At 52.2% G+C, this 11,596-nt stretch carries 9 protein-coding genes; 7 read left to right on the top strand and 2 right to left on the bottom strand.

Features of this window, described 5'->3' with window-relative positions:
- Positions 1-536 precede the first annotated feature (536 nt).
- The gene (locus VGJ94_01855; protein HEY3275337.1) at positions 537-1,751 is read left to right on the top strand and encodes an MFS transporter; all 1,215 of its coding nucleotides are present in this window, start codon (positions 537-539) and stop codon (positions 1,749-1,751) included.
- A 15-nt stretch (positions 1,752-1,766) separates the two neighbouring features.
- Complete coding sequence (locus VGJ94_01860) at positions 1,767-2,186, top strand: PaaI family thioesterase (GenBank protein HEY3275338.1); 420 nt, start codon at positions 1,767-1,769, stop codon at positions 2,184-2,186.
- Between the two features lie 37 nt (positions 2,187-2,223).
- On the opposite strand, the gene VGJ94_01865 is transcribed toward VGJ94_01860, so the two are convergent.
- Both VGJ94_01865 and VGJ94_01870 read right to left on the bottom strand, forming a co-directional pair.
- Positions 2,224-2,703 carry a hypothetical protein gene (locus tag VGJ94_01865; GenBank protein ID HEY3275339.1) on the bottom strand — a complete coding sequence of 160 codons (480 nt, stop codon included), beginning with the start codon at positions 2,701-2,703 and terminating at the stop codon, positions 2,224-2,226.
- A gap of 92 nt (positions 2,704-2,795) precedes the next feature.
- Positions 2,796-3,212 (bottom strand): surface-adhesin E family protein, encoded by a 417-nt coding sequence (locus VGJ94_01870; protein ID HEY3275340.1) that lies wholly within the window; start codon positions 3,210-3,212, stop codon positions 2,796-2,798.
- 264 nt (positions 3,213-3,476) lie between these two features.
- On the opposite strand from VGJ94_01870, the gene VGJ94_01875 reads away from it, so the two are divergent.
- The 5 genes from VGJ94_01875 to VGJ94_01895 form a co-directional block, all read left to right on the top strand.
- Positions 3,477-4,760, top strand: a complete 1,284-nt coding sequence (locus tag VGJ94_01875) for an acetyl-CoA C-acetyltransferase (GenBank protein HEY3275341.1) — start codon at positions 3,477-3,479, stop codon at positions 4,758-4,760.
- 6 nt (positions 4,761-4,766) lie between these two features.
- Complete coding sequence (locus tag VGJ94_01880; protein HEY3275342.1) at positions 4,767-5,549, top strand: enoyl-CoA hydratase-related protein; 783 nt, start codon at positions 4,767-4,769, stop codon at positions 5,547-5,549.
- Positions 5,550-5,567: 18 nt separating this feature from the next.
- The gene (locus VGJ94_01885) at positions 5,568-6,365 is read left to right on the top strand and encodes an electron transfer flavoprotein subunit beta/FixA family protein (protein HEY3275343.1); all 798 of its coding nucleotides are present in this window, start codon (positions 5,568-5,570) and stop codon (positions 6,363-6,365) included.
- A 19-nt stretch (positions 6,366-6,384) separates the two neighbouring features.
- Positions 6,385-7,371: an electron transfer flavoprotein subunit alpha/FixB family protein gene (locus VGJ94_01890; GenBank protein ID HEY3275344.1), complete on the top strand. Its 987-nt coding sequence runs from the start codon at positions 6,385-6,387 to the stop codon at positions 7,369-7,371.
- 90 nt (positions 7,372-7,461) lie between these two features.
- Positions 7,462-11,596, top strand: a 4,135-nt coding sequence (locus VGJ94_01895; GenBank protein ID HEY3275345.1) for a PEP/pyruvate-binding domain-containing protein, incomplete at its 3' end; no start/stop codon positions are given.

Consider the following 11,596-nt stretch of genomic DNA (forward strand, 5'->3'; position numbering starts at 1 on the left):
CGTCCTTGTCGAGCTCTGAGAATGCCTGATAGATGTCGGAATAGGCCTGGACGTTGAGAGAGTTGACCGGGGGCCTGTTGAGTCGTACGGTTGCGACGTTTCCTTCCATTTCTATTAAGAGTGTTTCGTAGGTCATATGGTACCTCCTGGCGTTTGAGTTATGATATCGTGATTATATTACCCGCGATTCACGGGATCTTGCCGCCCTTGTCCTACCCCAAAGAAAGAATAATATCGCCCGTATCTCAGAGTCAATATGTTTTCTGCTCATAAAAGCTGCAGCCCGCTCTTTGTCTGGCGGTCCGCCCCTCCGCCCGTGAATCCGTCAAATTCAGGTGAGATCAATAATTTCCTTGACAGATTGCAGTGCATATATAATTCTCCATTACATAAATACCACTATCAGATGTCTTACAGGAGGAGGGCGACACTCTTCGGACCGCGTGCCCGGACACCGGTTAAATCGATAAGAAATGCCCCGGGAAATAGTTTTAATCCCCGAGGTCGCAAGATAAAACAGACCAAGGAGGTCCTCCATGGTACATTACGCATGGGTCGTGGCTTTCACGGGAACACTGGTAGTGATACTCTCTCATGGATTCGGCAGGATGTCGTATTCCGTGATCCTTCCTTCGATGAAAGAGGGTTTGGCCCTTGATTACACCCAGATCGGTTTCATCGCCATGGGCAATTTCATCGGCTATCTCTGCCTTGCCGTCATTGGAGGCTTCCTCGCGGCCCGGTTCGGCGTCAGGAAAGTGGCCTTCGCTTCCCTGCTGGTCATGGGCATCAGTCTTTTTCTCACCGGCTTCGCCGAATCTTTTGGCTCCGCTTTTTTTCTTCGCCTTATTACCGGCATGGGGAACGGGGCGAGCTATGTGCCCTTGATGGCGCTGCCCGCCGCATGGTTCGTAATGAGAAAAAGAGGCTTCGCCACAGGCATAGTGGCAGCGGGCATCGGTATCGGCCTGACCATCTCCGGACTAATACTCCCTTATTTTATCTCCAGCCACGGTCGGGATGGCTGGAGATATGCATGGCATCTCCTTGGAGGGATCGTCTTTCTCCTCTCCTTTGTCTGTTATGCCTTTTTGCGGGATAGTCCCGCGGACAAGGGGGTTTCCATCTATGGAGGCGGCGATGAGCCGAAGTCCGGACCCAGGGTTACCCTTTTCTCCGCCTGGAAAGATGTGGTGGGCCAAAAAGAGATATGGAAGCTCGGCTCCGTCTATTTCATGTATGGTTTCTCATATATAATATATCTTACGTTCTTTGTGGCCTACCTCACTAAAGAAATGGGACTCACCACGGCGAGGGCCGGCGCTCTCTTCGCCCTTCTCGGAATTTTCAGCATATTCTGCGGGATTGTGTGGGGCAGCATCTCAGACGTGGTCGGAAGAAGATACGGATCCATGCTCGCCTACCTCACCCTTGCGATCTCCTATATGATTTTCACGTTCTGGAAAGGCCCCGGCGGATTTTACGTGTCTGCAATAGTGTTCGGCATCACCGCCTTTTCAATTCCCGCCATAATGGCGGCTGCCGCGGGAGATGCCGTGGGAGGCCGGCTCGCTCCGGCGGCCCTGGGTTTCATTACCCTCTTCTTCGGCATAGGTCAGGCCTTCGGTCCGCCTGTGGCGGGATGGATAAAGGACGCTACAGGCTCCTTTGCCCATGCCTTTCTCCTGTCGGCCCTTGTCTCTCTCGTGGGCGCCGCAGGGTCGCTCGTGCTCAAAAGAAAAACCCCATAAGGAGAAAACACGATAATGGAAGAACGGACCCGCCGGCAGTTCATGAAGAAAGTAGCAGAAGAGCCTTTTGCCCGTTTGCTCGGTATACGCCTCATTGAAGTAGACGAGGGATATGCCGCCTGTGAAATGGAATACCGTGAAGATATGGATAATATTCATCACATGGCGCACGGAGGGGCTGTCTTCTCCCTCATAGACGAGGCCTTCGAGATAAGCTCGAACAGCCATGGCACTATGGCCGTGGCACTGAGCATGAATGTGACTTACCTTAAACCCGCGACGAAACAGACCCTTCTTCGTGCGGAATCGCGAGAGGTGCACTGCGGCAGAAAGACGGCAACTTATCAGATAACGGTAAAGGACGCTGAAGGTCTTATTGCCCTATGTCAGGCCCTTGTGTACCGCAAAAAAGATACAATAGATTTCACGGAATAAAATATTCCAATATTTATCCCAGGTTGATAAAGGGAGGTTATTGATATTTCTGCTCCAGCAAGCCGGAGCAGGTCGTCACCGTGGACCCCGTGGGGATACGCAGGAGATAGAGCCAGTAATAGGGAAGTTTCGTATTCGTGTTTTTTATCATGGTCAGGTCGATCGAGCAGTACTGAAAACCGTTGGTGCTGTCAAGATAATACACATACCAGGTATAGACGCCCGTGGCGCTGTTCTGGGTCTTTCCCAAAACGTTGAGTTTATAGCCTTTCAGCGTGGGAGAGACGTTCTGGAACAGGGCGAGCAAAAGCGCGTCGGGGGGAAAGGTCGATACCATGTAAGGCCGCAATCCGCTCACTGCGCAGACGATACCTGAAGCGGCGGCTTCGTCCGAAACATCGTTCAAATCAATGGGATGTCCTGCTGGTCGCGCATGCACCGCAGACCCCGTTAACCCCACCGCGAAAAAGATCATGAGTGGAATTGCGGCCATTACGCAGACGATCTGTTTCTTCATTCGGAGACGGCCTCCCTCAATTATATGACGAGTGCGCCTGAACCATTATATCCCGGTGCCTGCTGCCCGTCAGGATTGGTTACCGCGGGTATCTATTTCTTTTTCTTCTTGAACTCTTTACATGCCGTGTCGAGAAAATATTCTTCCGGAGAATCACCGTAAATTGTGGACCACTCCGCCACGCGTTTAAATGATTCGACCGAATCATCCCAACCTACAACCTTAATCTCCAATGCGCGATATTTCTGTCTGAAACAGTCGATCTCGTCCAGATTGATAATTTCCCTATACCGGGCCCTGATCGGAAAGTCACGTTTTCTCCAAACCTTGAGCACCCCATCGGTCCCGTAGACGATGGCATCCTTGTCATAATAAAAATTCACCCCCTGCCTGTCCTTCGAGTAGGGCTCCCATTTATGCTCGACCTGAGAGGGCTCATCGGCGCCATGGCCGAATGTGGTAAGGGCGAGGAAAATCACGATACAAAAAAACCCCAGCCTACGAATCATTGTGTCACCTCCGGATGTCTTGAGCTACATTCTAACAGAACGGTCCGAAAAGTAAACTCCAAAGTCCCGGACGACCAGGAAATATATCGATGCAAAGGACCCGGAACATGAATGAAACGGGCGTGTTTCCGACCTGCCTCACGGGCTGTGCAATTTGTTGCAAATTCAGACCAGTCCATATTAAAATTCGTTGACAAATTCGCGCATTTAGGATAAAAAAAGGTGGGGTTATTAATCCAAAGTTCCCATGAAAAGGAGAGGCATATGAGAGAGGCAGTAATAGTATCTTGTGCAAGAACGGCAATCGGCAGTTTCGGCGCTTCTTTGAAAGACGTTCCGGTCGTACAGCTGGGGGGGCTTGCAATTAATGAAGCGATAAAACGTGCGGGTATACGGCCTTCGAAGAACAAAGACAAAGACGTGGCACCCGACATCTTCAACGGGAAGACCGATACGGAACTGGAAGCGAAATATTATAACTTCGACAGCAGCCTGAAAGAAGTAGAGATCGACGAGGTCATAATGGGCAACGTCCTCCAGGGCGGCCTCGGCCAGAATTCGGCCAGACAGGCGTGCATTCAGGGCGGAGTCCCGAAAGAGACAAACGCATACACCTTGAACAAGGTCTGCTCCTCCGGACTGCGGGCCATCATCAACGGGGTACAGTCGATCATGACCGGCGACAATGAGGTTGTGGTTGCAGGCGGCATGGAGAACATGAGCCAGGCGCCGTTCGCAGTGCCTTCGGCCCGTTGGGGAGCGAGAATGTTCGACACCAAGATGACGGACCTCATGGTTCTTGACGGCGTATGGGAGATCTTCTATGGCTACCACATGGGCGTTACTGCCGAGAACATCGCCGCAAAATACGGCATCACCAGGGAAGAGCAGGATATGTTCGGTCTCGTCAGCCATCAGAGGGCAATGAAAGCAATCCGGGACGGCGTCCTCAAGGCGGAGATCGTTCCCGTGAAGATACCCCAGAGGAAAGGCGATCCCATCATATTCGATACGGATGAGAGACCCATGGACACTACAATGGAAAAAATGGGGAAACTGGCCACCGCATTCAAGAAAGACGGTACGGTGACGGCAGGAAACGCATCGGGCTTGAATGACGCGGCTTCGGCGGCGGTACTCATGTCGAGAGAGAAAGCCAATCAGCTGGGAATCAAGCCTATGGGCAAACTGATCGCCTACGCAGCAGGCGGTGTGGATCCCGCATATATGGGACTCGGTCCCATCCCTGCCATCAGAAAGGCCCTCAAAAAGGCAAACCTTACCCTCGACCAGATAGACCTGATCGAACTCAATGAAGCCTTTGCGTCCCAGTCGATCGCATGCATCAGGGAGCTTAAGGTAAATATGGACAAGTGCAACATGTTCGGCGGCGGCATCTCCCTCGGCCACCCGATCGGATGCACCGGCGCAAGACTTGTGACTACCGCCCTTTATCAGATGAAGAGGCTCGGCCTCAGATACGGACTCGTCTCCATGTGTATCGGCGGCGGGCAGGGATTGGCCGCAATCCTCGAGAGCGAGGCATAACAGACTATGGACTACAAAAACCTGCTCCTTGAAATCAATGACGGCATAGGGATCATAAAGATAAACCGCCCGAAGGCGCTTAATTCCCTTAACTCAGAGACCCTCGTCGAGATAAAGGACGCGGCACAGAAGTTGAGCAGCGACCCTGACGTGAGGGTTGTGATCGTCACCGGAGAGGGAGACAAGGCCTTCATTGCCGGAGCCGATATACTCGAGATGAAAGACCTCGATGCCATCGAAGGCATGGCGTTCTCCCAGAGGGGCCACGAGGCCTTTGCGGTCCTCGAGAACATGAGGAAACCGGTAATCGCGGCGGTAAACGGATATGCCCTCGGCGGAGGGTTCGAGGTAGCCCTTGCATGCGACATCATCTATGCATCGGATAAGGCGAAAGTCGGTTTCCCTGAGACGACCCTCGGGATATTCCCCGGTTTCGGGGGCACCCAAAGGACCGCAAAACTTGCGGGTCTCGGGAAGGCCAAGGAACTCATATTTTCAGGAAGGACCATAGGGGCCCAGGAAGCATACGAGATGGGACTTCTCAACAAGGTAGTGGCCCACGACCAGCTGATGGTCGAGGTCATGGCCCTTGCGAACAAGATAAAAGCAAATGGTCCCTTCTCGATAGGACTGGCAAAGGAATGCATCAATAAAAGCCTTTATTTGGGCATGGAAGAGGCGCTCATGCTCGAAGCCAGGGATTTCGGGCTTTGTTTCGCTACCCGGGACCAGAAAGAAGGGATGACAGCCTTTGTAGAAAAACGAAAACCCACCTTTAAGGGTCAATAAAACACCAAGGAGGACACTGTGAAAATAGTAGCGTGTATAAAACAGGTTCCCGACACCGAAGCAGAGGTGAAATGGGATATCCCAAAGGGTATGTTGAACAGAGAGTCCATGGACTCGATCACCAACCCCTTCGATGAATTTGCATTGGAAGAGGCTCTGCTCACGAAAGAGAACTATGATGGCGAAATCGTAGCAATCACGATGGGCCCGGATAAGTCTGCCGACGTCCTGAGAAATGCCCTCGCCCTGACCGTGGACTCCGTCTATCAGCTTACCGATCCGGCATTTGCAGGCTCCGATACCTTTGCTACCGCCTCCGTTCTCGCAGCCGCGATCAAGAAGATCGGCGATGTGGACGTAGTATTCTGCGGTAAGCAGTCGACCGACGGCAACACCGGTGTGGTAGGGGCTTTACTTGCGGCTGTTCTCGACTACAGCCCCCTCACATTCGTTTCAAAAGTGCGCTCAATCGATGCAGCAGGCAAGAAGATCGTGGTCGAAAGGGCTATTGAAGGCGGCACCGAAGTCATCGAAGCAAAACTGCCCGCCGTCATCTCCGTAGTCAAAGGCATTAATGAGCCCCGCCTTCCCAATCTTATGGGCATAAGAAAAGCTTCGAAAATCGCCATCCCCCAGTGGACTGCCGATGACCTTGGCGTCGATAAGGGAAAAGTAGGCGCCGCCGGCTCAACCACGAAAGTGGTGGAGATCGCCGTACCGCCTCCAAGAGGAGCCGGTGAGGTCCTCAAGGGCGAAATAGAAGATGTAACATCATTGCTCGTAGATAAATTGATTGACCTGAAAGTCATAAAATAACCGGATGGAGGGATAAACGATGGCTAACGATGTATGGGTATATATAGAGCATAAATATGAAGATGTTTCAGCCATGTCCTATGAGCTTCTGGGCATCGGCAAGAAACTGGCGGACGATCTCGGCTCATCTCTTTGCGCCTTTGTGGTTGGCGAGAACGTCGACAACATCGCTCAGGAAGCATTCTTTTACGGCGCATCAAAAGTGTACGCCGTTGATGGCCCGATTTTCAAGGGATTCAGGACCGACGCATATTCCAAGGCGGCAAACTTCCTCCTCGATAAGTACAAACCCGAAGTAGCCCTCTTCAGGGCCACGAGCCAGGGTACCGACGTAGCCGCGTCAGTGTCGGCAAGACTTGCATGCGGCCTCTGCACCGACACGATCGGACTCGCAATAGACGGCGGAAAAGTAAAGATGACGCGCGCAGCCTTCGGCGGCAACTATACGATCACAGTGGTAAACGAGAAGGCCCAGCCCCAGATCGCGACGGTGAGGCCGAAAGCATTCGCCATGCCTGAGAAAGATGCGTCCAAGAGCGGCGAGATCGTGAAAGAAGCCTTCGCCCTGACGGAAGACGAGCTGAAGACGAAGGTCGTGGAATTCGTCAAGGGAGAAGCATCAGTCAACCTCGTCGAGGCAGACATCATCGTGTCCGGCGGCAGAGGCGTAGGCAAACCGGAAGGTTTCGGCGTCCTCAAAGAGCTTGCCGATATGCTCGGCGCAGCCCTCGGCGCTTCCCGTGCCGCAGTCGACTCCGGCTGGATACCTTACGAGCACCAGGTCGGTCAGACGGGCAAGACGGTAAAACCGAAAATCTATATCGCCTGCGGTATCTCCGGCGCAATCCAGCACCTCGCCGGCATGAGGACTTCGGACTGCATCGTGGCTATCAACAAAGACCCCGATGCCCCTATTTTCAAAGCTGCCACTTTCGGCGTAGTGGGCGACTACAGCCAGGTCGTTCCCAAGCTCATCGAGAAATTCAAAGGCAAACTTAACAAGTAAATGCAGCATACCGATAAAAGGGGTGGGAAACCACCCCTTTTTTTGTTATAAATACCCTATAAACCGATAAGTCAGGGACAGGTGATCCATATGGACGAAAAACTGAAAACCTTAAACTCCATAGCCCTCCAGGTTAACCTGGAAAGGACTGCGGCCTTCGTAGAGATCCCCGAGAAATACGGACACCTTCTCCGGGTGGTCCAGGGGCACTACGGAGTATCCAAACGGACCACGGACCTTCTTCTTGAGCTCAATCATCCTTATGTAAACTGGGAATATGTCCTTAAGGAATTGAGGACCCTCTCCATAGGGGATTTCTATGAAGTCAACCTGCATGAAGAGGGTCTCCCCGCCTTAAGGATTATTCTCACCATATATTTCGATGTGATCGAATCATCCTCCGCGGATGGGATAAAGGATACCGCCACCCGTTACCTCTTCGATTTCGTGGTGACCATCATCGAAAATAGCAGGGAGTACCTCGCCAGGAATCTGAAACTCTTCCCCTTTTTGATCGAATCCCTGGAAAAGGCGTATCAGGAACACGGCTCCTCCTTCAGAAAGGCATCGACCTATTTAAAGGCCATGCTCAAATCAGTTACCGGCAAAGAGATCCTGCCCATGCCTGCTTTAGGAGGGCTCCTCTTTCACTTCTTCAGGGAGACGTACCTTTACTGGCTTACCCAACCCGACCCTTCCCTGTGGTTAACTCCGGATGAGTGTGGCGCGGACGGGGCCAAGGCCTTCGGCGAACTCATCGAGCCCTTGAGTCACAGGAACCTTCAGGTCCTCCTCGGACGTCTTGAGGACCTCCGGTCGGATAGCACCATGGTAAGCGATGAGCTGGCGCCCCGCTATATTGACATGCCGGACAACTCCCAAATCGTCAATGGATATTTTCTGGTGGCGGACAACCTCGAGCGTTCGCCCGCTTTCCCGGGACGGCAGCACATAGTGAAGCTGGATTTTCTCTTTAATATGATGGGGGTACCGGGCCTTTCCGAGATGCACACGAGCCTTCTCCAGGAGATCAACCGGTGTCTCAGAATGGTCTTCAAAGAAGAGGACGAAGGTAATCTCAATGATTTCGTCAAAAAAGTATTCGCTCTATTGAGGCGGAATGTCTCGCCCCAGCACAGCGGTGCGGTGATCGACTGCATCACCACCCTCGCGAAGGAAGTGTATGACAGGAAGAGCCATCCTCTCGTCGATACCATGATCGGAGAGTTAGTACTTTTCGGATTTCAGAGACCCGAGATATCAGGTTCGACTGCCGAGTGGCAGGTCAAGGTAAATCCGGCCCATATCGTCAACATACGCTCATGGCTCGGAATCATAGCTTTGAGACCCCGCTGGGCCAAACGACTGCTGTCCGCCCTTATAATCAACCTCAAAATCGGCGGGGTCTTTGTCCGCGATACGGATCTCCTGCAGAAGGATATATCGGGGCTCCTCAATTCCGATATCCAGCCCGCCTATAATCTCGTCAAACAGCTCCTTCGGATTTTCCCTATCTATTTTACTGAAATAGGGGCTGAGGGAGAATTGCGGGAAACATCGACAAAACTTGACGAGCTTTCCCAGAGGAATGACAAGCTCGTCTATTTTCTTCGGAAGCAGTCCCACGTGGAAAGTAACAGCCTCCTCGTCACATTCATAGAGGACGTATTCCGGTTCTGGTACTCGAGGGATAAGAATTTCATCAGGCACCATCTCCCCCAGGAAGTATTCGATCAGATCAAGCCGGAGGGAGAGTATTTCGAAGGGCTCCACACGGTGTTTACCGTTCTGTTTCCCCGGGTGCATGGAGAGCCGCGGGAATTTCTCGAATGGGACGGGCCCAAGGCTCAAAGGGAGATCCTGCATATAAAGGGCGTGCCCGAGAGAGACCGGGAACGCGCCGCACTTGTGATACGGCTCTATCAGCTCCTGTATAAGAAATATAATTTCCTTCCCATAGATCTATTGAAAGACCTGGAATCGAGCGGTATCTTCAGCATCGCCCGCGTCCGCTCTCTCAGGAGACACATCCACAGAAAGAACTATTTTCAGAGCCTCGTCATCATCCTCGGTTTTCTCACCGCCTTGAAAGAAAGGATTCTATCCCCTAAGAAGACCACCTATTTTGAGAACATCTATCACAAGAGACACATCGCCGCGGGCATACCTTCCATGTACGGGACGTACCAGGAAGAGAAGTTCGAGGCGGTGGGGCTCTCCTTCCGCCTGGAGAACTATGCCACCACCCTTTTCGAGGAGTTGATCCAATCGTTAAATCTCAAATTCATCACGAAAAGCACCCTCACGAGGATTCACAAATATCTGTGGCTCTATGTGAAGGCCCTTGAGCTCGAAGGCGTTGCCACTGAAGGCCTCGTGGCCAAGATGAAGTACATCACGAGCGCCCTCCAGCTCAAGCAGTTCTCGGTGGATCAATATATCGATATCTTCCAGTTTATCTCAAAGGGCATCAGGGACATCATAAAGGATTATTACATCGACGCTCACAGCCTGAACCTTCCCGTCATCATACGCCAGGTCGAGACGTCGTCCCTGAACAGACGGTCCGTGGAAGAACTATCCGTGGACAGGGAGCAACAGGCCGTTTATCAGGCATCGGAGAATTTTTTTCGCTCTATCATCTCATCCTCTTTCGGACTCCAGGTGCTCGATAACCTGGTCAACGCCATTATAAGGACCCTGAAGGCGGAACTGGAGAAATTTAAGGACAATAAGCATATCCTTAACCTCATGATGGCATACACGCCCGAGCTGGCGATCTCCCCTATTTACAAGAAAACAAAACATATCGATAACCAGATCCTCATAGGCAATAAAGGATATTTTCTTAAAGAGCTGGCATCATTCAATTTCCCTATCCCTCCCGGCTTTATCCTTACCACTGAAGTCTTCAGGAGCTACGATGCAGTGGTGGGGTATAAGTACATATTTAATGATATGGCCCATCGCATCAACTCGGAGGTGCTGAAGCTCGAGAAAACGCTGGGCAAGAAATATGGCGATCCGGAGAACCCGCTACTCCTCTCAGTGAGAAGCGGGGCCACCATATCCCTTCCGGGCATGATGCATTCTTTTCTCAATGTTGGCATCAACGAGGAGATTGCCGAAGGCCTGAGCAAAAAGAAAGGGTTCGAATGGGCAGCCTGGGATTCCTATCGGCGCTACCTTCAGACTTACGGCATGTTCGAGAACCTCGACCGCAATTTCTTTGACAGGATTATCAGCGATTTCAAATTCAGATACAATATTGACCGGAAAATTCAATTTAATGCCGAGCAGATGAGACAGATCGCCCTCTCCTATAGGCGGGCCATGGAAGAAAAGGGTGTGGAGGTTATCGATGACCCTGCCCTGCAGCTTCAAAAGGCGATCCTTCAGGTATTCGCATCCTGGTACTCCGATCAGGCCAATATATATAGGCGGGAGATGCATATCTCCAACGAGTGGGGTACCGCGGTCATAGTCCAGGCGATGATATACGGGAATCTTAACGAAGATTCCGGGTCGGGCGTGATCTTTACCAGGGACCCCAAGGGCTCCTCGTCTGAAGTCGCCCTCTACGGAGACTTTATCTTCGGGGTTCAGGGAGACGATATTGTATCGGGCCTCGTGGAGACCTACCCCATCTCCGCTAATCAGAGGATCGCCGAGCGCCGGGAATCCCCCATCTCACTCCAGGAAAGGTTTCCCGAGATTTACAGGGAGCTTGTGCGCCTTGCCGATGTGCTGATCTATGAAAAGGGATTCCACCATCAGGAGATAGAGTTCACCTTCGAGACGCCCACGAAAGACGGGCTCCATATCCTTCAAACCAGGGACATGACCCAGACCGAGACCAAGAGGCTCAGGATCTTCCGGGATACCCCCGGTTTGCAGAAATCATTCGTGGGCGCAGGCATAGGCGTGAGCGGGGGCGCCCTTTCCGGCAGGGCGGTATATTCCGAGGAAGAGATCAAACAATACAGAAGCGACGAGCCCGACACGAAACTGATTCTCATCAGGCCCGACACGGTCTCGGAGGATGTGGGCGTAATCCTGCAGGTAGACGGAATCCTTACCGCAAAAGGGGGAGGGACCTCTCATGCGGCAGTCACCATACCCCAATTGAATAAGGTGGGGGTAGTGGGCTTCAATAAACTTCGGGTCTATGAAACGGAAGGGTATAGCCTGATCGACGGCCACAGGATCAATGGAGGCGATCTGG

This window comes from Syntrophorhabdaceae bacterium, from assembly GCA_036504895.1.
Lineage (GTDB): Bacteria > Desulfobacterota > Syntrophorhabdia > Syntrophorhabdales > Syntrophorhabdaceae > PNOM01.

Coding starts and splice junctions, on each gene's coding strand:
- VGJ94_01855 (HEY3275337.1), top strand. CDS start 537: ATGGTACATTACGCATGGGTCGTGGCTTTCACGGGAACACTGGTAGTG.
- VGJ94_01860 (HEY3275338.1), top strand. CDS start 1,767: ATGGAAGAACGGACCCGCCGGCAGTTCATGAAGAAAGTAGCAGAAGAG.
- VGJ94_01865 (HEY3275339.1), bottom strand. CDS start 2,703: ATGAAGAAACAGATCGTCTGCGTAATGGCCGCAATTCCACTCATGATC.
- VGJ94_01870 (HEY3275340.1), bottom strand. CDS start 3,212: ATGATTCGTAGGCTGGGGTTTTTTTGTATCGTGATTTTCCTCGCCCTT.
- VGJ94_01875 (HEY3275341.1), top strand. CDS start 3,477: ATGAGAGAGGCAGTAATAGTATCTTGTGCAAGAACGGCAATCGGCAGT.
- VGJ94_01880 (HEY3275342.1), top strand. CDS start 4,767: ATGGACTACAAAAACCTGCTCCTTGAAATCAATGACGGCATAGGGATC.
- VGJ94_01890 (HEY3275344.1), top strand. CDS start 6,385: ATGGCTAACGATGTATGGGTATATATAGAGCATAAATATGAAGATGTT.